21 protein-coding genes are annotated in these 19,277 nt (G+C 68.4%); 14 read left to right on the top strand and 7 right to left on the bottom strand.

From position 1 onward, the window contains the following. The first annotated feature begins 27 nt into the window (after window positions 1-27). The 3 genes from VVD47_RS12910 (at window position 28) to VVD47_RS12900 (ending at window position 2,019) form a co-directional block, all read left to right on the top strand. A complete protein-coding gene (locus tag VVD47_RS12910) occupies window positions 28-870 on the top strand; it encodes a CheR family methyltransferase (RefSeq protein WP_327603880.1) in 843 nt (280 codons plus the stop codon). Next, window positions 867-1,493 (top strand): chemotaxis protein CheB, encoded by a 627-nt coding sequence (locus VVD47_RS12905; RefSeq protein WP_327603879.1) that lies wholly within the window; start codon window positions 867-869, stop codon window positions 1,491-1,493. The genes VVD47_RS12910 and VVD47_RS12905 overlap by 4 nt, the downstream gene beginning before the upstream one ends. Before the next feature lie 160 nt (window positions 1,494-1,653). Next, the gene (locus VVD47_RS12900) at window positions 1,654-2,019 is read left to right on the top strand and encodes a hypothetical protein (RefSeq protein WP_327603878.1); all 366 of its coding nucleotides are present in this window, start codon (window positions 1,654-1,656) and stop codon (window positions 2,017-2,019) included. Here the strand turns inward: VVD47_RS12900 and VVD47_RS12895 are convergent. Continuing rightward, a complete protein-coding gene (locus VVD47_RS12895; protein WP_327603877.1) occupies window positions 1,997-2,455 on the bottom strand; it encodes a ProQ/FinO family protein in 459 nt (152 codons plus the stop codon). The genes VVD47_RS12900 and VVD47_RS12895 overlap by 23 nt on opposite strands. 126 nt (window positions 2,456-2,581) lie before the next feature. Beyond that, on the bottom strand, window positions 2,582-3,124 hold the full coding sequence (locus tag VVD47_RS12890) for a GNAT family N-acetyltransferase (RefSeq protein ID WP_327603876.1): 543 nt from the start codon (window positions 3,122-3,124) through the stop codon (window positions 2,582-2,584). 127 nt (window positions 3,125-3,251) lie between these two features. Between VVD47_RS12890 and VVD47_RS12885 the strand changes: the two genes are divergently transcribed. After that, on the top strand, window positions 3,252-4,445 hold the full coding sequence (locus tag VVD47_RS12885; RefSeq protein ID WP_327603875.1) for an NAD(P)/FAD-dependent oxidoreductase: 1,194 nt from the start codon (window positions 3,252-3,254) through the stop codon (window positions 4,443-4,445). 28 nt (window positions 4,446-4,473) lie between these two features. Here the strand turns inward: VVD47_RS12885 and VVD47_RS12880 are convergent, their stop codons facing one another. The 3 genes from VVD47_RS12880 to VVD47_RS12870 all read right to left on the bottom strand — a co-directional run bounded on the left by VVD47_RS12880 (window position 4,474) and on the right by VVD47_RS12870 (window position 6,437). Continuing rightward, window positions 4,474-5,361 (bottom strand): hypothetical protein, encoded by an 888-nt coding sequence (locus VVD47_RS12880; protein ID WP_327603874.1) that lies wholly within the window; start codon window positions 5,359-5,361, stop codon window positions 4,474-4,476. A 72-nt stretch (window positions 5,362-5,433) separates the two neighbouring features. After that, on the bottom strand, window positions 5,434-5,748 hold the full coding sequence (locus VVD47_RS12875; RefSeq protein ID WP_327603873.1) for a hypothetical protein: 315 nt from the start codon (window positions 5,746-5,748) through the stop codon (window positions 5,434-5,436). Next, window positions 5,739-6,437 (bottom strand): DUF4241 domain-containing protein, encoded by a 699-nt coding sequence (locus VVD47_RS12870; RefSeq protein ID WP_327603872.1) that lies wholly within the window; start codon window positions 6,435-6,437, stop codon window positions 5,739-5,741. The genes VVD47_RS12875 and VVD47_RS12870 overlap by 10 nt, the downstream gene beginning before the upstream one ends. A 345-nt stretch (window positions 6,438-6,782) precedes the next feature. Here VVD47_RS12870 and VVD47_RS12865 point away from each other — a divergent pair, with 345 nt between their 5' ends. The 3 genes from VVD47_RS12865 to VVD47_RS12855 all read left to right on the top strand — a co-directional run bounded on the left by VVD47_RS12865 (window position 6,783) and on the right by VVD47_RS12855 (window position 10,135). Next, entirely contained in the window at window positions 6,783-7,073 is a 291-nt protein-coding gene (locus VVD47_RS12865; protein WP_327603871.1) for a co-chaperone GroES, read from the top strand. A 155-nt stretch (window positions 7,074-7,228) separates the two neighbouring features. Then, complete coding sequence (gene groL / locus VVD47_RS12860) at window positions 7,229-8,875, top strand: chaperonin GroEL (RefSeq protein WP_327603870.1); 1,647 nt, start codon at window positions 7,229-7,231, stop codon at window positions 8,873-8,875. Between the two features lie 537 nt (window positions 8,876-9,412). Beyond that, window positions 9,413-10,135 carry an SGNH/GDSL hydrolase family protein gene (locus tag VVD47_RS12855; protein WP_327603869.1) on the top strand — a complete coding sequence of 241 codons (723 nt, stop codon included), beginning with the start codon at window positions 9,413-9,415 and terminating at the stop codon, window positions 10,133-10,135. Here VVD47_RS12855 and opgC read toward each other — a convergent pair. Next, window positions 10,113-11,309 (bottom strand): OpgC domain-containing protein, encoded by a 1,197-nt coding sequence (opgC, locus tag VVD47_RS12850; RefSeq protein WP_327603868.1) that lies wholly within the window; start codon window positions 11,307-11,309, stop codon window positions 10,113-10,115. The genes VVD47_RS12855 and opgC overlap by 23 nt on opposite strands. Before the next feature lie 206 nt (window positions 11,310-11,515). Here opgC and VVD47_RS12845 point away from each other — a divergent pair, with 206 nt between their 5' ends. Then, window positions 11,516-12,913, top strand: coding sequence for a toll/interleukin-1 receptor domain-containing protein (locus tag VVD47_RS12845; RefSeq protein WP_327603867.1), 1,398 nt, complete (start codon window positions 11,516-11,518; stop codon window positions 12,911-12,913). Between the two features lie 39 nt (window positions 12,914-12,952). On the opposite strand, the gene VVD47_RS12840 is transcribed toward VVD47_RS12845, so the two are convergent. Continuing rightward, the gene (locus VVD47_RS12840; RefSeq protein ID WP_327603866.1) at window positions 12,953-13,732 is read right to left on the bottom strand and encodes an SDR family NAD(P)-dependent oxidoreductase; all 780 of its coding nucleotides are present in this window, start codon (window positions 13,730-13,732) and stop codon (window positions 12,953-12,955) included. A gap of 126 nt (window positions 13,733-13,858) precedes the next feature. Here VVD47_RS12840 and VVD47_RS12835 point away from each other — a divergent pair, with 126 nt between their 5' ends. From VVD47_RS12835 to VVD47_RS12810, 6 genes are all read left to right on the top strand, one after another. Beyond that, entirely contained in the window at window positions 13,859-14,779 is a 921-nt protein-coding gene (locus VVD47_RS12835; protein WP_327603865.1) for a LysR family transcriptional regulator, read from the top strand. Between the two features lie 130 nt (window positions 14,780-14,909). Beyond that, the gene (locus tag VVD47_RS12830; RefSeq protein WP_327603864.1) at window positions 14,910-15,470 is read left to right on the top strand and encodes a DUF2796 domain-containing protein; all 561 of its coding nucleotides are present in this window, start codon (window positions 14,910-14,912) and stop codon (window positions 15,468-15,470) included. Between the two features lie 120 nt (window positions 15,471-15,590). After that, window positions 15,591-16,292, top strand: a complete 702-nt coding sequence (locus VVD47_RS12825; RefSeq protein WP_327603863.1) for an ABC transporter ATP-binding protein — start codon at window positions 15,591-15,593, stop codon at window positions 16,290-16,292. 160 nt (window positions 16,293-16,452) lie between these two features. Continuing rightward, entirely contained in the window at window positions 16,453-17,727 is a 1,275-nt protein-coding gene (locus tag VVD47_RS12820; RefSeq protein WP_327603862.1) for an ABC transporter permease, read from the top strand. A gap of 14 nt (window positions 17,728-17,741) precedes the next feature. Then, window positions 17,742-18,365, top strand: coding sequence for a DUF3299 domain-containing protein (locus tag VVD47_RS12815; RefSeq protein ID WP_327603861.1), 624 nt, complete (start codon window positions 17,742-17,744; stop codon window positions 18,363-18,365). A 48-nt stretch (window positions 18,366-18,413) separates the two neighbouring features. Continuing rightward, entirely contained in the window at window positions 18,414-19,253 is an 840-nt protein-coding gene (locus tag VVD47_RS12810) for a ZIP family metal transporter (protein ID WP_327603860.1), read from the top strand. Window positions 19,254-19,277: the final 24 nt, after the last annotated feature.

The following is a 19,277-nucleotide window of genomic DNA, read 5'->3' as shown; positions in this document are numbered from 1 at the left end:
AGTGAGCGGCATGACGAGCGAGGCACTGTGAGCGACACCAGGACCAGCGGACGGGTCGCCGAGATCGAGCTGCAATTGCTCGTCGAGGCGATCTACCTGAAGTACCACTACGACTTCCGCGAATACGCGGGCGCGTCGATCAAGCGCCGTCTCACCACGGCGATGGAGCGCTTCGGCTGCAAGACGCTGTCGCAACTGCAGGACCGCGTGCTGCACGAGCCGGCGATGTTCCCCGCGCTGCTGGAGTTCCTCACCGTGCAGGTCAGCGAGATGTTCCGCGACCCGTCCTACTTCCTGTCCATCCGCGAGCAGGTGGTGCCGCTGCTGCGCACCTACCCCTCGCTGAAGTTCTGGGTGGCCGGCTGCAGCGCGGGCGAGGAGGTGTACTCGCTGGCCATCCTGCTGCACGAGGAGGGCTTGCTGGAGCGCTCGCTGATCTACGCCACCGACATCAACGCCCACGCGCTGCAGCGGGCCGAGGCGGGGGTGTACGACATCGAGCGGATTGCCGGCTTCACCGCCAACCACCAGCGCTCGGGCGCGCGCAGCTCGCTGTCGGAGTACTACACCGCCGCCTACGGGCGGGCGATCTTCGACAAGTCCTTCCGCAAGCACATCGTGTTCTCCGATCACAGCCTGGCGACCGACAGCGTGTTCGCGGAAGTGCAGTTCGTGTCCTGCCGCAACGTGCTGATCTACTTCAACCGCGAGCTGCAGGACCGCGCCATCGGCCTGTTCCACGAGGCGCTGTGCCACAAGGGCTTCCTCGGCCTGGGCGCCAAGGAATCGCTGCGCTTCTCGTCCTACGCCGAGCGCTTCGACGAGCTGTCGCGGGTGGACAAGCTGTACCAGAAGCGGGGGCCGGCGTGATCCGCCTCGGCAAGCGGCCGGCGCGATCCGGCCCGGCCGTGGATGCGATTGCCATCGGTGCATCGGCCGGCGGCGTGGAGGCGCTTTCCACGCTGCTCTCCGCCCTGCCCGCCGATTTCGACCTGCCGGTATTCATCGTGCAGCACCTGCCGCGCGAACGGCCCAGCCTGCTCGCCGACATCTTCACGCCACGCTGCCGGCGACCGGTGTACGAGGCCGCCGACAAGGAGCCGGTGGCGCGCGGCACGGTGTACTTCGCGCCGCCCGACTACCACCTGCTGATCGACCGGGGAGACGCCGGGCCGCTGCTGTCCCTGTCGTCCGACGAGCCGGTGTGTTTCGCCCGCCCTTCCATCGACGTGCTGTTCGAGGCCGCGGCCGACGTGTACGCCGAGGGCCTGCTGGGCATCGTGCTGAGCGGCGCCAATGACGATGGCTCCGACGGACTGGCGGCCATCCTCGCGGCGGGGGGGCGCGGCTGGGTGCAGCGCCCGGCGGAGGCATCCTCGTCGCTCATGCCGGCTTCCGCCCTCGCCCGCAGCCCCGCGGCGGAAGTGCTGAGCCTCGCCGACATGGCGGCACGGCTGGGCCGCTCGCCTTTCGCCACCACGCAGCGGGCGTAGGCAGCACTGCGTCGGGCGCGCCGTCACGGCGATGCGATGCCTAGCGCCATGATTGTTTGCAATTTGCGGCGTGAAAGGTTTGGCATCCGGCGGCGAGTCCCGATGAGGTCGCCGCGGCTTTCGCCGCTATACAGGCTTAGCACACTGCGAATGCCTGACCATGAACCGCCAGACCTACCTGCTCACCAGTTGGGAGCACCTGCCCTCCGGCAACACCCTGCGCCACATCACCGGCCTGACGGTGCACTTCAGCACCTGCGCCGGCCCGGTCGCGACCGACATCGCCGGCCCGGTGGCCTTTGCCTGGGCGAATGAGGAGCAGTGGCTGGGCCACATCGTGGCAGGGCGCGACAAGGTGGCCGACTGGGTGCACCGCGAACTGGCCGGGATGCCGTCCTGGCGCGACCACCTGCACCTGACGCTGGCCCGCCTGATGAGCGAAGCCGGCGAACGCTTCAGTCTCGCACCGGCTGCGGCCGCGGCCGACGCTCAAGCAACCACGGTCACTTCCGCGAGAACTTGCTGACCAGCTGGTCCAGCTTCTGGACCCGCTCTTTCTCCGCCCGCTCCTTCTTCTCGGCAGCCTGCTTGGCCGCAACAGCCGCCTTGTTGGCCTGGGCCCGCTTCCTGAAGCGCTCCACCAGTTCCTTGCCGGCCACCTCGCGCTGCTCGGCCGTCACCTCGCCGGCAGCATTCCCTGCCAGGTCGAAACGCTGCGTCGCTTCCTGCAGCGTCTTGAGGTAGCGCACGGTATGCGTATGCATGCCCAGCGCCAGGCGCAACTGCTTGCGGTTGATGCCGGGCTGCGCCGCCAGCAACTGCTTGTCGATGCCGATGGCCAGCGGCTGGTGGTTGGCGAGCACCGGGTAAGCGTCGTGAAGGGATTTCAGCAGCTCGCGGGCGTTGGGCGACGCGGCTTCGGAAGTGGTTTCTGTAGTGTCGGTGGTGGTGGTCTGGGTCATGACTGCGGTGCCCGGAGCCCTGCGCGCGCCGTTGGCGACGCCTGAGGATCCGGGCGGTACGTTGGATCGTTGCGGACGATAACACTTCGCACGCCAGCGCATGCCGGTGCACCGCACGCGAATGCTTCACCTGCAGCGTGCGTACATGAAGCAGGCGCGCGGTTCGCTACCGAGGTCGGGATGCACGGTCAGGCGTTCGAGCCGCCCTTCGCGGCTGAAGCCGGCCTTCTCCAGCGTGCGCGCCGAGGCGCGGTTGTCCACGTCGCAGGTGGCCTGCACGCGGAAGCCACCGGGGCGCACCAGCGCCGCTGCGGCGACGGCCTCCACCGCCTCCGGCATCAGGCCGGCGCCCCAATGGCTGCGGGCAAGCACGTAGCCGAGGTCCACGGTGCCGCCGGCCGGACGTGCGTCGACCATGCCGATGGCCTCCTGCGGCGTCTCCGCCAGGGCCAGCACGTAGGCCTGCCGCTTGCCCGTGTCCCAGTCCTGCAGGCAGCCGGCGAGGAATCCCTCGGCCTGCGACAAGGCCGTATGCGGCCGCCACACCATGTAGCGCGCCACCGCCGCGTCCTGCGTGTAGCGCTGGAAGAGGGTGGCGGCGTCGTCCATCCGCGGCGCGCGCAGGATCAGGCGTCGGGTGGTGAGCAGGTCCGGCAGCAGGCGGGGCACGGCGATGATCCTCGGGAATGCGGGCTGCCATGCTGGCATATCACCGGGTGTGCGGGCATCACCGCCCGGGCTGCACGGCTTTCGTTCATGTGCCGGAGCCCGCACGCGGCCACGCTATCATCGCCGCATGACACAACATCCCGCCGCCCAGTTCGACGTCGCGGTCATCGGCGCTGGCGCGGCAGGCATGATGGCCGCAGCGGTCGCCGGCCAGCGTGGCCGCAAGTTGGTGCTGATCGACCACGCCGAGAAGCTGGCGGAGAAGATCCGCATCTCCGGCGGTGGGCGCTGCAATTTCACCAACATCGGCGCCGGCCCGGCCAACTTCCTCTCCGACAACCCGCACTTCTGCCGTGCCGCCCTGTCGCGCTACACGCCGCAGGATTTCCTCAAGCTGGTGGAACGCCACGGCATCGCCTGGCACGAGAAGCACCGCGGCCAGTTGTTCTGCGACGACAGCGCGCAGGACATCATCAGCATGCTGGTGGCCGAATGCGACGCGGGAGGCGTGAGCTGGCGCCGCCCCTGCGCGGTGCAGGCCATGCGCCGCGAAGGCGATGCCTGGCTGCTGGACACCAGCCAGGGCGCGCTGCGGGTCGCGTCGGTGGTCATCGCCACCGGCGGCCTGTCCATCCCGAAGATCGGCGCCACCGATTTCGGATTCCGCATCGCGAAGCAGTTCGGCATTCCGCTGATCGCGCCGCGTCCGGCACTGGTCCCGCTGACGTTCGACCCCGCCGCCTGGGCGCCCTTCGCGCAACTGGCCGGCGCATCGCTGGAGGTGGAGGTGAGCTGCGCCGAAGGGCACTTCCGCGAGGACCTGCTGTTCACCCACCGCGGCCTGTCCGGCCCGGCCATCCTGCAGATCTCGTCCTTCTGGCAACCGGGCGACACGCTGAGCATCGACCTCGTGCCCGACCAGCGCCTCGACGAATCCCTGATCGCCGCCAAGCACGGCAACCGCCAGCATGTCGCCAGCGTGCTGGCCCAGTGGCTGCCGCGTCGCCTGGCCGACGCCTGGGTGGAACGCGCCGGGCTGGCCGGCAAGCCGATTGCCGACTGCGCCGACAAGGCCCTGCGCGAACTCGCCCGCGGCGTACAAGCCTGGCAACTCACACCTGCCGGCTCCGAAGGCTATCGCAAGGCCGAAGTCACACGCGGCGGCGTCGACACCCGCGCGCTGGACCAGAAGACGATGATGGCGAAACAGGTGCCCGGCCTGCATTTCGTCGGCGAAGTCATGGACGTCACCGGCTGGCTGGGCGGCTACAACTTCCAGTGGGCCTGGGCCAGCGGATATGCGGCCGGGATGAGCGTCTGAGCATCCGCTGCAGGCGTCGACGCCGCTACTACAGATCGATGTCGAAGTAGCCGCGGCCGCCCTGTTGCGCCAGCAGCACCAGGGCCTCGCGCAGCTTCCCCAGCACCGCCAGCGTGGCGCGCTTGCCCGACAGCTTGTGCGCTGGCGTCGACAAGGCCGCGAGCAGTGCATCGACGACTGGCAGCAACTGCGCCGCATCGACGCCTGCGGCATCGTCCTCGCCGGGCACCGCGATGAAGCCGGACAGCGGCGCCTGCCCCAGCGATACGGCCAGTTCGTCGAGTTTCTTCCAGGCCTTGCCCAGCACCTGCGCGTCGGTGTCGTCGAGCGCCACGCTGGCCACGGTGTCAGGTTGCGCCACGAAGTACATCGCCCGGGTGGATGTGCGCAGCACCCCCAACGCCTCCCGCTGGAGCGCGCGTACTTCGGCCAGGAAGGCGTCGTCGCCGATGCACGCCAGCCATGCCGCGGCGAACGCTTCTTCCTGCTGCTGCATGGCGCGCGCGGCGGCGGCGATGTCGGGCGTGTGCTCCGCCAGCAGCAGGCGCGAAGACATCAGCGCATAGACGAAGTGCGTGCGGGCATGGGTGCGCAGCACCTCGTCCACGCTCGATTGCGCCGCGTACAGCGTGCGCACGTCGCGATCCATGTCGTCGCGCGTCGGACCCATCGCATTGATCGCCGCCACGCGGGCCGCTGAATAGACTTCACCGCGCGCATGGCGGGCGGCAACCGCCTGGCGATCGAAGGCGCCGCGTTGCGTCATCAGCCGCTCGCGCAGCGCGCACAGTGTGGCGAGCTTCGCACGCTCGGCCGGCGTGCCGGCCTTCTCCCGCGCGATGTCCAGCGCTCGCGCTTCCATGTAGTGCGCCAGCGCGTTGTCGATGGGCGGTTCGTCGGCGGGGTCCAGGCTCATGCGGGCGCTTTCTTCGACAGGGGCAAGGTCAGGAGATGTGAGTCGATGGATGAGTCGTCGACACAACGAGGCTCAGGGCGCAATCAAGCCGTGATACGCCGCCAGCGACACGCCGAGAAGAACGTGCAGCAGCAGTCCGTAATGGACCATGCACGCACAGCGGGGGCCGGCGGCAAAGCTGAAGCGCAGCACCAGGCCGAGTATCAAGCCCGGTGCGTACAGGACGCCAGCCCACATCGCCCAGGCGATGCCCAGGCCGGTGCAGCCGAAGTTCTCGCAGCGGAGCTGCCACAGGTAACAGGCCGCCGCCGCGCTGGACACCACCAGCAGCATGAACAGCCCGGCCGCTACCTGCCTGAGCATGGGGGCACGGGCGCTCAGCGCCATGGCACGATCATGAAATCGGTGATCACCGCGACCAGCCTGCCCGCCTTGTCGTAAGCCCGGTAGGTGGGATACGCGCCATCGCCGTAGCCGCTCGAGAACATCGCCACCGTTCCGCCGCTGGTCTGGTAGAGGTGCCAGCTGCGGGTGTGGCGATAAGTCCTGTCCAGCGCGTCGAAAAGCTGCTGGTCGAAGGCCTGCCCCCCCCGCGCGCGTTCGGCTTCGAACAACGCCAGCGCGTCCGCATCCATGAAGCCACCCGTCCCGCTGTCGACGCCGTAACCGAAGAACTCCCCCGGCTTCAGCGTCGAGACATCCTGCCCCGCGGTGAGCGCCAGCTCCCAGGACACGATCGGCCCCTCGGCGAAGACGATCTTCGCCAGCGCGATGCGCTCGTCCTCGCCGTTGCGGGCGATGGCCAGATGCAAAGGGAAGCGCCCGACCGGCACCCGGCCCGTGAAGGGCTCGCTGCAACTCACCAGCGGATCGCAGGCCAGCAGCCGGCCAGAGGGCAGGGACAACTCGCCGACAACCTGGCTGCGGAAGCGGTAGATCTGGTCGCCCACCCTGGCTTCGAAGCCATCCGTGAATGCCTCGTTGAAGACCGGGCCCGCACGGGGCACCACCTCGGCCTGCCCGCCGGACGGGGTCGGCGCATGGCGCTGGCAGCCGGTGGCGGCTAGGACCAACACGGCAAGGAGACTGCGACGAAGCATATGTAGGGATGGCGCGGAGGAATCACGGAAAGAACGGGATATGAGCCCGCAAGCCGGTTCCGGCAGCTACCGCCGGATAGAAGGCCGGCCCCTGCTGATGCCCGTGTTACGGCCGCGGTCAGGGCGTCCGACGGGTTACCTGATCAACAGGCAAGACGTTTCCTGCTCTTGAAATGCCGCATTGCCGCACCTATTATTAGCACTCCCTCGGAGGGAGTGCTAACAAAGTGTCGTCCAACGCACTGCCGGCACCCTCCGCAGATTTCCGCGGGATGCTCACATCCCATTGATTATCAATTGTTTTCAAACCTAGGAGTGGTTATGAAAATCCGTCCCCTGCACGATCGCGTGATCGTCAAGCGTGTTGAAGCCGAACGTACGACTGCCAGCGGCATCGTCATCCCCGACAGCGCCGGCGAGAAGCCGGACCAGGGCCAGATCCTGGCCGTCGGCAACGGCAAGATCCTTGAGAGCGGCGAAGTGCGCAAGCTGGACGTGAAGGTTGGCGACCGCGTGCTGTTCGGCAAGTACTCCGGCCAGACCGTGAAGGTCGACGGCGAGGAACTGCTGGTCATGCGCGAAGAAGACATCATGGGCGTCGTCGAAGCCTAAAACCGGCGCTGCGCTACTGCGCGGTCGATCCTGGCCCTGCGATGCTCGCCGTACAACCGTACGGCTGCGCTTCTCGCACCAGCCTCGAACCGCTCGCGACGCGCATCTTCCGGTTCTTCCACTGAATTCGAATCCAATTTCCGGAGTTTCAAGACATGGCAGCTAAACAAGTTCTGTTCGGCGACGACGCTCGCGCGAAGATCGTCAATGGCGTCAACATCCTGGCCAACGCGGTCAAGGTGACCCTGGGCCCGAAGGGCCGCAACGTGGTGCTGGAGCGCTCCTTCGGCGCCCCGACCGTGACCAAGGACGGCGTGTCCGTCGCCAAGGAAATCGAACTGAAGGACAAGTTCGAGAACATGGGCGCCCAGCTGGTGAAGGAAGTCGCTTCCAAGACCTCCGACAACGCCGGTGACGGCACCACCACCGCGACCGTGCTGGCCCAGGCCATCGTGCGCGAAGGCTTCAAGTACGTCGCCGCCGGTTTCAACCCGGCCGACCTGAAGCGCGGCATCGACAAGGCCGTGGCTGCCATCACCGCCGAGGTGAAGAAGAACGCCAAGCCGACGACCACCAACAAGGAAATCGCCCAGGTGGGTTCGATCTCCGCCAACAGCGACACTTCCATCGGCGACATCATCGCTGAAGCCATGGACAAGGTCGGCAAGTCGGGCGTGATCACCGTCGAAGACGGCAAGAGCCTGGAAAACGAGCTGGACGTCGTCGAAGGCATGCAGTTCGACCGCGGCTACCTGAGCCCGTACTTCATCAACAACCCGGACAAGCAGATCGCTGCCCTGGACAACCCCTTCGTGCTGCTGTTCGACAAGAAGATCAGCAACATCCGCGACCTGCTGCCGGTGCTGGAGCAAGTGGCGAAGGCCGGCCGTCCGCTGCTGATCATCGCTGAAGACGTGGACGGCGAAGCGCTGGCCACCCTGGTGGTGAACAACATCCGCGGCATCCTGAAGACCGTGGCCGTCAAGGCTCCTGGCTTCGGCGACCGTCGCAAGGCCATGCTGGAAGACATCGCCATCCTGACCGGTGGCCAGGTGATCGCCGAGGAAGTCGGCCTGTCGCTGGAAAAGGCCACCCTGAAGGATCTGGGCCAGGCCAAGCGCATCGAAGTGGAAAAGGAAACCACGATCATCATCGACGGCGCCGGTTCCGCCGAAGCGATCCAGGCCCGCGTGGCCCAGATCGAGTCGCTGACCGAGTCCTCGACTTCCGACTACGACAAGGAAAAGCTGCAGGAGCGCAAGGCCAAGCTGGCCGGCGGTGTTGCGGTGATCAAGGTTGGCGCTGCCACCGAAGTCGAAATGAAGGAAAAGAAGGCCCGCGTGGAAGACGCGCTGCACGCCACCCGTGCCGCCGTTGAAGAAGGCGTGGTCGCTGGTGGTGGCGTGGCCCTGCTGCGCGCCCGTGCTTCGATCGGCGACCTGAAGGGCGACAACGCCGACCAGGACGCCGGCATCAAGATCGTGCTGCGCGCGATCGAAGAGCCGCTGCGCCAGATCGTCGCCAACGCCGGTGACGAGCCCTCCGTGGTCATCAACAAGGTGCTCGAAGGCAAGGGTAACTTCGGTTACAACGCCTCCAACGGCACCTACGGCGACCTGGTGGAACTGGGCGTGCTGGACCCGGCCAAGGTGACCCGCTCGGCCCTGCAGAACGCCGCTTCCGTGGCCTCGCTGATCCTGACCACCGACGCACTGGTCGCCGAACTGGCTGAAGACAAGCCGGCTGGCGGTGGTGGCATGGGCGGTATGGGTGGCATGGGCGGTATGGACATGGGCATGTAACCGGCCCGCGAATCAATCTGCTGCGCGGGCCGATCTCAGGGCTCCGGTGCTCAACGTACTCCCGTACGTTTCCGCTCCTCCTGACCTCGACCCGCTCGCGACGATTGCTTCGCGACCGGTACGTGGTCGTTCCGAACACCCCGCTCCGGCGGGGTGTTTTGTTTTCGGGGGCTTGGTCCCCGGCCACGCTGCTTGCTCAAAGCCGTGCCTGTTCCAACGGCTATGAGAAAGGCCTCGCTTCGGCGGGGCCTTTTGCTTTTCTGCGAGCGCCGTTGCACCTGTCCGACGTCGGGCTACGGCAACACGCCACATCGACGTCAACCAATCGCCCGATCAGCAGTTAGCTGCATGTCCGCGCGCATCGAGCGGGGTCGATGTCGACCTGCGGACGAATTCCCCTGTAATCCGGACCGGCGGTCGCCATTTCGGGACCGCGGCGCCGTTATGCGTGCATAACGCGCCGGATCTGCGAACTATTTGCCAGGCCCGCCGGTCTTTGCGTGCGTTGGTTTTTTCCTGTCGTGGAGGTAGTCGTCGATGAATGCTGTGCTGCGTGCTGCTCGCACCCGTTCCGTCCTGTTGCGCAACACCCTGTTCGCCGCCGCGCTCGGCCTGTTGTCCGGTAGCTGGGCGCATGCGCAGGGCGTGGCGACGGCTGCACTGGTCGCGCCGGGTCGCTGGGAGTCGAGCATCGCGGCCTTCGAGCAGGCCGACCGCCTGAAGGCGCCGGCACAAGGCGGCGTGGTGTTCGTGGGCAGCTCGTCCATCCGCATGTGGGACGACCTCGAACAGCAGTTCGGCGAAGGCGTGGTCATCACCAAGCGCGGCTTCGGCGGCTCGCGGCTGGAAGACTGCAAGCAGTACCTGTCACGCATCGTGGTGCCCTATCGCCCGCGCATGGTGGTCGTCTATGCCGGCGACAACGATCTGGCCGAGGGCCATACGCCGCAGGAAGTGCTGGCGAGTTTCCGTGGCTTCGTGGAAGGCGTGCGCGCCCAGTTGCCGGACACCCGCATCGCCTTCGTGTCGATCAAGCCCAGCCCGTCGCGCGCCAGCCTGCTGGGATCGATCCGCCATACCAATGCCCTGATCAGCGCGTACGTGGCCAGCGGCAGCAACCTGGATTTCATCGACATCTTCACCCCCATGCTGGCTGCCGACGGCAACCCGCGTGGCGACCTGTTCCGCGCCGATGCCCTGCACCTCAACGACAGCGGCTACACGCTGTGGAAGACGGTCATTGCGGGACACCTGCGCTGAGGGGTGGCTCGGCCGGCGGCCGTGGCGGTCGCCGCAGCCTGGGCACCACCTTGTGCTCGACGTGGGTGAAGGCGCGCGCCACGACGTAGAGCAGTGCGAAGCTGCCCGTTAGCAGCAGGGCGTCCACCCAGCGCGAATGCTGCGCGGCGGTGCCGGCGAGCGCCAGCGCCAGCAGCACCGCCACCAGGTGGGCGCAGAACACCGGTAGCGATGCCGCGCCCAGCGTCTCCAGGAAGGGGATGCGGATCAGCCGGCCCAGCGGCTCGGCGAAACGCAGCACCACCACCAGCATCGCGAAGAAGCCGATCAGGCGCAGCGGCGCCAGCTGCCACTTGTCGAAGGTCATGTTGAGCGACACGTTGGCCCCGAAGGGCGCCTGCCCGCCGATGTGCCGCCACAGCATGCCGGTCACCACGATGCCGATCGCCGTCCACAGCAGCCAGCGCGGCAGGCCGGCCATGTCCGCGGGATGGTGCGTGGCCTCCAGGCGCCCGCCCGGCGCCGCACTCCGCGTGTATTCCGCCCCCAGCCACAGACCCAGCACCCACAGGAACTGCCACGCGAAACTGTCGAAGGCGCCCATCTCGCTGTACGGAATACCCAATGCCGTCCGCGCCAGGGTCACTTCGTAGAGCGCCTCCCCCAGCCCGAACTGCGCCAGCAGCCACAGCAACACGCTGCCGGCCATGATGCCCGCCCAGCCACGGTGCAGGCCCCAGGCGAGCAGGAAGGGGCTGGCCAGCATCAGCATCACGTAGAGCGGCAGGATGTCGAGCAGCGGCGGGTTGTACAGCAGGGCCAGCGAGCCGAGCAGCGCCCGCACCGGCTCATGCAGGAAGAAGGACAGCAGATCGGTGATGGCCGGCTGGTGGATCTTCACCCCGATGCCCGCGATGATCGTGAACACGAACAGCAGCAGCGCGGCCTGGCAGGCGTAGATCACCAGCGCCCGACGCATGAACGCCTGGTGCATGGCGCGGATGCCATCCTTCGCCGCCCGCTGCGTATAGACCATTCCGGCCATGAACGCGGACAGGAACACGAAGCCTTCCGCCGCCGACACGAACCCGAACGGTTGCCCCAGCCGCTCGGCCAGCTGCACCGGCAGATGGGTGACGGTCATCATCACCAGCATCAGGCCGCGCAGGGCATCCAGTTCGCGTCTTCGCTGCATGGCGCAGCTCCTTCGCACTCGGGTTCATCGATGAGGCATTGGAACAGTTCCGCGCGGAAAGGTTTGTAGGGCAGCACTGCCGGCACGCGTAGTCGCCGGCCTACGGTACGTCCAGTCCCGCCACCGCCTGCTTTCCCGAATGGGAACTGGTAACGCCCTGCCTTGCGGACTATGTTGCCCACACCATCATTGCCTGCGGGAACACCATGTCCGGGATCTTCATCAGCTATCGCCGCGCCGACGCCTCCGGCTGGGCCGGGCGCTTGCGGGATACGCTGAGCGAGCGGTTTGGCGTGCCGCATGTGTTCATGGACATCGAGACCATCCGCCCCGGCGTGGACTTCGCCAAGGCCATCGACCACGCCGTGAGCAGCAGCGACGTGCTGCTGGCCCTGATCGGGCCTGGCTGGCTGCAGGCGCAGGACAGCCAGGGACGCCGCCGGCTGGACGACCCCGACGACTTCACCCGGCTGGAGATCGCCACCGCCCTGCGCAGCCAGCGGGTAGTCATCCCGGTGCTGCTGGGTGGTGCATCGATGCCGGCACGCGCCGACCTGCCGGAAGACATACAGGGGCTGGCGCGCCTGCAGGCCAGCGAAGTGTCGGACAAGCGCTGGGACTACGACGTCACCCAACTGCTGGCGGTGCTGGAGCCGCTGGTGCGCGACGGCAAGCATCGCCGCAAACCCCTGTTGCTCGGCGCGGCGGTAGCGATCACGGCCATCGCCGCCGGCGTGGGCGTGTGGCTGGCGGGCGACGACGGCGAAAGCGTCATCAATCCAGCCCCGGAAGTGGTGGCCGGGACGGGCAGCACGCCTGTTCCCGCGCCTCCCCCCGCCAGCACGCCGGCACCCGCGCCGCGGCCGGCGCCTCAGGCCGAGCCGGCGAAACCCTTCCCGCAGTTCGACGAGAGCCTCGCCCGCGCCGACGCCATGGTGAAGGAGGCGCAGGACTGGAGCGGTCAGGCCGGCAAGGCTGCCCGCGACGCGCAGGCAAGTGCGGAGCGCGCCGCGGCGGCGGCCGAACGTTTCACTGCGCAGCGGCCCCAGCACAGCGGCCTGCGTGCCGCGCGCGGCGTGGCCAGCGCTGCAAGCGGTGCCGCGAATTCCGCGCAGACCGCCGCCGCCGACGCCGCCAGGGCCAGCGAGCAGGTGCCCGCGCAACGCCAGGTCGTCGCCGCGTCGCGCGATCTCGCCAGTGCGCAGGTCGCGCTCGACGCCGCCACCCAGCTCGCGGGGGCCGCCAAGGTCTCCGCCGGTGACGCCATCCGCTTCGCGCTGGGGGCCAGGGGCCGTGCCGACGACGTCGAGGAACGCCTGAAGGCCGCCCTCGCGGAAAGTGCGGACGACTGCAAGGATGGTTTCGTGTGGCGGCAGGCACGCGCTGGTGACAAGGTCTGCGTGCCGGCGGAAACCCGCCGGGCGGTGATGGCGCAGAACCGCACTGCCGCGCAGCGCTGGACCAACGGCCCCTACGGCCCGCAGACCTGCATCAGCGGCTACGTATGGCGCGAGGCCTTCGAGGGCGACACGGTGTGCGTGAAGCCGGAGGTCCGCACGCAGACGAAGCAGGACAACACGCTGGCAGCGCAGCGGCGGCAGTGACGGTCGGCTACCCGCCTTGCCGGGCAGCCGATCAGATGCTCAAAGGAAGATCCCGCCCGAGGCCTCCACGCGCTGCGCGTTCACCCAGCCCATGCCCGGCGACAGCAGCGCGGCGATGACGCCGCCGATGTCGTCCGGCACACCGACGCGGCCCAGGGCGGTCTGCGCGGCGAGCTGGGCGTTCATGCTGGCGTTGTCGCGCACCACGCCGCCGCCGAAGTCCGTCTCTATCGGTCCCGGCGCCACCACGTTCACCGCGATGCGGCGCGCACCGAGTTCCTTGGCGAGGTAGCGGGTCAGCATTTCCACGGCGGCTTTCATGGTGCCGTAGGCGGCGTAGCCGGGAATCGCGAAGCGGGCCAGGCCGCTGGACACGTTGAGGATGCGGCCACCGTCGGCGATCAGCGGCAGCAGGGCCTGGGTGAGGAAGAACACGCCCTTGAGGTGGATGTTCACCATCTCGTCGAACTGCGCCTCGCTGGTGTCGGCGAAAGATACGTGGATGCCGGTGCCGGCGTTGTTCACCAGGTAGTCGAAACGCCCGCGCTGCCACACGCCCTGCAGGCTTTCACGCACCTGGGCGGCGAAGCCGGCAAAGCTGCGGCTGTCGGCCACATCCAGTTGCAGGGCAACGGCGCGGCGGCCGAGCGCGACGATCTCCGCCACCACGGCGTCGGCCTCAGCGCGCCGACTGCGGTAGGTCAGGATGACATCCACGCCCTGGGCGGCGAGCTTCAGCGCGGCGTTGCGGCCGAGGCCGCGGCTGCCGCCGGTGACCAGAGCTATGGGGGCAACGGGGGTCTGGGTAGTGGTGTTCATGACGCGTCCTTTCCGTGTGAGGTGGGCAGGCTTGCCCGACGGAATGCAGTCTATTGAGCATCAACTGCCAGATAAACGCGCGACGGATTGCTAGACTGTCGTCGATATCAAGACAATCCAGCCGCCATGAACCAGTTCGAATCCATGCAGATCTTCCTGCGCGTTGCCGAGCTGGCAAGCTTCACCGCCGCCGCCGACAGCCTGGGCATGCACAAGGCCAGCGTGTCGGCCGCCGTGCAGCAGCTGGAGAACCGCCTCGGCACCCGCCTGCTGCACCGGACCACCCGCAAGGTGCAGATGACGCAGGACGGCCAGGTTTTCTACGAGCGCAGCAAGGACCTGGTGGCCGACATCGAGGAACTGCAGGGCCTGTTCCAGGACAGCCCCGCCGCGCTGCGCGGCCGCCTGCGGGTAGACATGCCGCTGGCGGTGGCACGCGACGTGGTGATGCCCGCCCTGCCCGCCTTCATGGCGGAACACCCGGGACTGGAGATCGAGCTGTCCAGCACCGACCGGCGGGTGGACCTGGTGCGCGAGGGTTTCGACTGCGTGCTGCGCGTCGGCACCCTGGGCGACTCCAGCCTGATCGCCCGGCCGCTGGGCCACTACCGCCTGCTCAACGTCGCCAGCCCGGCCTACCTGGCGGCACATGGCACGCCGCAGACGCTGGACGACCTGGCCCGCCACCGCCTGGTGCACTACCTGCCGGCGCTGGGCGCCCGCGCGGCGGGTTTCGAGTACGTCGATGACGCGGCCGGCGACGGCCACGCGCGGTTCTTCCCCATGCCCGGCGCGCTGAGCGTGAATAATTCCGACGCCTACACCCGCGCCTGCCTGGCCGGGCTGGGCATCATCCAGGCGCCGGAAACCGGCCTGCAGCCCTGGCTGGCGGGTGGCCAGCTGGTGGAGATCCTGCCCGGCTGGCGCGCGGCGCCGATGCCGGTGTCCCTGCTCTACGCCAACCGCCGCCACCTGCCACGACGGGTGCAGGTGTTCATGGCCTGGCTGACCGGCCTGATGCAACCACGGCTGATGCGCGACGGTTGAGACGACCAGGCCGGGAGAGGGCGCGGACCACCATCCGGCAAGCCGCTTGCTCCTGCAACACGGTTGCAACAACAGGCCGGCCTGTGCTCAAATGCCCGTCCGCTTTCATGTCGTCGTCCGAGGAGTTGCCATGCGTCTGCCGTCCCTGCTGTTGCTGTCCGCCCTGTTGTCCACCGCGCTGGCCACGCCGCTGGCGCGCGCGCATGGCGACCACAAGCACGTCCATGGCGTCGGCGAACTGGCGGTCAGCGTCGAAGGCGACACGCTGACCATCGCGCTGGAATCCCCGCTCGACAATTTCGTCGGCTTCGAGCGTGCGCCGAAGTACGCCAAGGACATGGAGGCGGTGAAGAACATGGCCGCCACTCTGCGCAAGACCGAAACCCTGTTCGTCCCCACCGCCGCCGCGCAATGCGCGCCAGTGTCGGTGAAGCTGGCCTCGGAAGCCGTCGCGCCGGAGCTGCTGGGCGAACCCAGGCCCGCCACCCCGCCGGCCGCCTTCGACGAAGACCACGTGGACCTGGATGCCCAGTGGACCTTCCGCTGCGCCAACCCGGCTGCGCTGAACAGCGTGGAGGTGAAGCTGTTCGACGCCTTCAAGCGCTTCCGCCAGTTCGACGCCGTACTGGTGACGCCGAAGCGCCAGAGCGCCGCCAGGCTGAACAGCAAGTCGCGCAAGCTGTCCTGGTAAGAGCGGTCGGGCCGAAGCCGGCGTCATGCACGGATACACACCGTTCCGCTAGGCTTCGTCCGGCTAACCTCAGGATCTCCCCCAGGACCTTCGCCACCCGTGAGCCCCGCGCCGACTGACATGGCTGCCCCTTCACCGGTCGTCGCCCTGCGCGACCTGCATTACCGCTGGCCCGGCCAGGCCGGGGCCGGGCTGCGCCTGCCGGCGCTGACGCTGGCCGCCGGCGAGCACCTCTTCCTGCACGGCCCCAGCGGCAGCGGCAAGAGCACCCTGCTGGGCCTGGTGGCCGGCGTGCTGCGCGCACAGCAGGGCTCGGTGCAGGTGCTGGGACAGGCGCTGGAACAGCTGGGTGGCGCGGCACGCGACCGCCTGCGCGGTGAGCACATGGGCATCGTCTTCCAGCAGTTCAACCTGCTGCCTTACCTGTCCGTCATCGACAACGTGCTGCTGCCCTGCCGCTTCTCGGCGCGTCGGCGCGCGCGCGTGCTGCAGGCCGGCAGCCTGCGCGACGAAGCCGCCCGCCTGCTCGGCCGCCTCGGCCTGCCGCAAGACCGCTGGCAGAAGGCCGCCACGGCGCTGTCGGTCGGCGAGCAGCAACGCGTGGCCGCGGCCCGGGCACTGATCGGCCGGCCGGAACTGCTGATCGCCGACGAGCCCACCTCGGCGCTGGACGCCGAACGCCAGCAGGCCTTCATCGACCTGCTGCTGCAGGAAGCGGATGCCGCCGGCGCCACGGTGCTGTTCGTCAGCCATGACATGCGGCTGGCGGCGCGCTTCGCACGGGTGGTGTCGCTGACCGAACTGAGCGGCGTGACGGCATGAACACCCACCCTCTCCGCTCCGTCATTCCTGCGCCCCTCGACAGGCTCATGGACCGTACCGGAATCCAGTGTCGTTGCAGCCCTGTTGCAAAGTCGCTGGATTCCCGCCTCCGCGGGAATGACGATCAAGTGGCAGGAACCGGTTGCATCGAGGCCCATTCATGACCGCTCTCCTGCACACCGCCCTGCGCAGCGCCTGGAACCGCCGCTTCGCGCTGTCGCTGACCCTGCTGTCCATCGCACTGGCCACGGCCCTGCTGCTCGGCGTGCAACGCCTGCGCCACGACGTGCGCGAGAATTTCGTGCAGTCCGTGTCCGGCACCGACCTGGTGGTGGGCGCGCGCGGTGGCTCGGTGCCGCTCATGCTGTACGCCGTGTTCCGCCTCGGCGAGGCTACCCAGGACATCGGCTGGCAGAGCGCGCAGTGGCTAACGCAGCACCCTGCGGTGGCATGGACGCTGCCGCTGGCGATGGGCGACTCCTACCGCGGCTTCCCGGTGCTGGGCACCACCACGGACTACTTCACCCGCTACCGTTACGGCGACGCACAGTCGCTGCGCCTGCGCGAGGGCAAGGCCTTCGGCGGCACCACCGACACGCTGTTCGACGTGGTGCTGGGGGCGGAGGTCGCCGAGCGGCTCGGCCATCGCATCGGCGACCGCATCACCCTCACCCACGGCAGCGGCGGGCTGGAAGGCGCGGAACACGCCGACAAGCCCTTCACCGTGGTCGGCGTGCTGGCACGCACCGGCACCGCGGTGGACCGCACGGTGCACATCAGCCTACAGGGCATGCAGGCCATCCACCTCGACTGGGCGGCGGGCGTGCCGCTGCCGGGCATGAGCATCCCGCCCGAGCTGGTGCGCAAGTTCGACCTCACGCCCAAGCGGGTCACCGCCGTGCTGGTGGGGCTGAAGAGCCGTGCGCAGGTGTTCGCCATGCAGCGCGCGGTGGCCGGCTACCGCGACGAACCGCTGATGGGCGTGATGCCCGGCGTGGCGCTGGACGAGCTGTGGCAGGTGGTCAGTGTCGGCGAGCGGGTCATGCTGCTGGTGTCCGCGCTGGTCGTCGCGGTGGGCCTGGTCGGCCTGGTGGCGACCATCCTCGCCGGGCTGGACGCACGCCGGCGTGAGCTGGCCGTGCTGCGCGCGGTGGGCGCACGGCCGCTGCACATCCTGCTGCTGCTGGCGCTGGAAGGACTCATCGTCACCGTGGCCGGCGTGCTGCTGGGTGGCGCGCTGCTGGCCGCCGTCAGCGCCGGGCTGGGCCCCTGGGTGGAGGCTCAGTATGGCGTCGCGCTGCGCAGCGTGGCCTTCAACGCCGACGAACTCGGCCTGCTGGCGGCGATCATAATGGCGGGCACGCTCGCCAGCCTGGTGCCGGCCTGGCGCGCCTACCGTCTTTCGCTGGCCGACGGCCTCAGCCAGCGCTTCTGATCACGGGTCACACCATGCGCAACACGCCCCACGCCCCCTTCGCCAGCAGCCTGCGCCCGGCGCTGTTCTCGCTGCTGATCCTCGCCCTCACCCCCTGCTTCAGCAAGCTCGCCGAGGCCCAGTACAAGGTGGGCGAGACGCTGCAGTCCGCCCCGGCGGCCAGTGCCAAGCCCGGCGGCTTCCGCGAGATCAATTTCGACGCGCTGATGCCGGCCGACTGGGACCCGATGGCGGTGTTCAAGGGCATCGACCTCGGCAAGCTGCAGGACGGCGACCCGCGCGCCAACCAGCTGATGGACAAGGTGCGCGCCGCCTGGGACAGCGCGCCGGTGGAGCCGAAGCTCAACGGCCAGTCGGTGCGCATCGCCGGCTTCGTGGTGCCACTGGACAGCGGCAAGGACGGCCTGAAGGAATTCCTGCTGGTGCCTTACTTCGGCGCCTGCATCCACACGCCGCCGCCACCCTCCAACCAGATCATCCACGTGGTGTTCGACAAGCCGCTGAAGAACGTGCAGATGATGGCGACGCTGTGGGTGTCCGGCCGCATGGAAACCGTGTCCACCGACAGCCCCTTCGGCAAGGCCGGCTACCGCCTGACGGCCCAGCAGACCGCCCCCTACGTACGCGCCGGCAAGTAAGCGCCGGCAAGCACACCACCTCCGCGCCACACCGCTCACAACAAGAAAATGATCCTCTTCAACATCATCGTCGCCGGCATCATCGGCGGCCTCCTCAGCCTGCTGGTCGCCGGCCTCTTCGTCGCCGGCCTGCCGCAACGCTGGCTGCCGCGCATGGTGGCCTTCGCCACCGGCGCACTGCTCGGCGCCGCCACCCTCACCGTGCTGCCGGAAGCCTTCGAGACCGGCGAAGACCCGCGCATGCTGTTCACCGTGCTGCTCGGCGGTCTGCTCGCGCTGTTCCTGATGGAGCGCGCCTCCCTGTGGCGCCACCACCACCACGCCGATGGCGAACACCACGGCCACGGCGGGCATGAACACGAGCACGAAACCGCACAGTCCCACGGCCACGGGCACGCACACGGTCACCACCATCACGGCCACAGCCACGCGGTGGGCCAGGACACGGTGATGTCCATCCTGATCGGCGACGGCTTCCACAATTTCGTCGATGGCGTCGTCATCGCTGCCGCCTTCCTCACCGACCCGATACTCGGCTGGACCACCACCGCTGCCGTGGTGGCGCACGAGATTCCGCAGGAAGCCGGCGACTTCATGATCCTGCGCGCCGCCGGCCTGTCGATGGGCCGCGCCCTGCTGTACAACGGCGCCTCCAGCCTCGCCTCGGTGGCCGGCGGCATCGTCGGCTACTTCGCACTCGCCTCCGCCCAGCCGCTGCTGCCCTACGCCCTGTGCCTAGCCGCCGCCAGCTTCCTGTACATCGCGGTGGCCGACCTCATCCCCATGCTGCGACGGGAACGCGAACGTCATGTCGCCGCCTGGCAGGTGGGCTGCCTGCTGGCCGGCATCGGCGTGATGGTGGTGACCGGGCTGTTCCACCACCACTGACGAGGCCAACGGTCTGCTGCGTAT

The organism is Uliginosibacterium sp. H1 (assembly GCF_036017065.1).
Classification (GTDB): Bacteria; Pseudomonadota; Gammaproteobacteria; order Burkholderiales; family Rhodocyclaceae; genus Uliginosibacterium.
Note: the sequence above shows the minus strand (reverse complement) of the source record. Positions and strands in the feature narration are given on the sequence as shown.

Excerpts from the sequence above, each read along its gene's own strand:
- VVD47_RS12900 (WP_327603878.1), top strand. The coding sequence starts at position 1,654 with ATGAACCGCCAGACCTACCTGCTCACCAGTTGGGAGCACCTGCCCTCC.
- VVD47_RS12895 (WP_327603877.1), bottom strand. The coding sequence starts at position 2,455 with ATGACCCAGACCACCACCACCGACACTACAGAAACCACTTCCGAAGCC.
- VVD47_RS12885 (WP_327603875.1), top strand. The coding sequence starts at position 3,252 with ATGACACAACATCCCGCCGCCCAGTTCGACGTCGCGGTCATCGGCGCT.
- VVD47_RS12880 (WP_327603874.1), bottom strand. The coding sequence starts at position 5,361 with ATGAGCCTGGACCCCGCCGACGAACCGCCCATCGACAACGCGCTGGCG.
- VVD47_RS12875 (WP_327603873.1), bottom strand. The coding sequence starts at position 5,748 with ATGGCGCTGAGCGCCCGTGCCCCCATGCTCAGGCAGGTAGCGGCCGGG.
- VVD47_RS12865 (WP_327603871.1), top strand. The coding sequence starts at position 6,783 with ATGAAAATCCGTCCCCTGCACGATCGCGTGATCGTCAAGCGTGTTGAA.
- groL (WP_327603870.1), top strand. The coding sequence starts at position 7,229 with ATGGCAGCTAAACAAGTTCTGTTCGGCGACGACGCTCGCGCGAAGATC.
- VVD47_RS12855 (WP_327603869.1), top strand. The coding sequence starts at position 9,413 with ATGAATGCTGTGCTGCGTGCTGCTCGCACCCGTTCCGTCCTGTTGCGC.
- opgC (WP_327603868.1), bottom strand. The coding sequence starts at position 11,309 with ATGCAGCGAAGACGCGAACTGGATGCCCTGCGCGGCCTGATGCTGGTG.
- VVD47_RS12845 (WP_327603867.1), top strand. The coding sequence starts at position 11,516 with ATGTCCGGGATCTTCATCAGCTATCGCCGCGCCGACGCCTCCGGCTGG.
- VVD47_RS12840 (WP_327603866.1), bottom strand. The coding sequence starts at position 13,732 with ATGAACACCACTACCCAGACCCCCGTTGCCCCCATAGCTCTGGTCACC.
- VVD47_RS12835 (WP_327603865.1), top strand. The coding sequence starts at position 13,859 with ATGAACCAGTTCGAATCCATGCAGATCTTCCTGCGCGTTGCCGAGCTG.
- VVD47_RS12830 (WP_327603864.1), top strand. The coding sequence starts at position 14,910 with ATGCGTCTGCCGTCCCTGCTGTTGCTGTCCGCCCTGTTGTCCACCGCG.
- VVD47_RS12825 (WP_327603863.1), top strand. The coding sequence starts at position 15,591 with ATGGCTGCCCCTTCACCGGTCGTCGCCCTGCGCGACCTGCATTACCGC.
- VVD47_RS12820 (WP_327603862.1), top strand. The coding sequence starts at position 16,453 with ATGACCGCTCTCCTGCACACCGCCCTGCGCAGCGCCTGGAACCGCCGC.
- VVD47_RS12815 (WP_327603861.1), top strand. The coding sequence starts at position 17,742 with ATGCGCAACACGCCCCACGCCCCCTTCGCCAGCAGCCTGCGCCCGGCG.
- VVD47_RS12810 (WP_327603860.1), top strand. The coding sequence starts at position 18,414 with ATGATCCTCTTCAACATCATCGTCGCCGGCATCATCGGCGGCCTCCTC.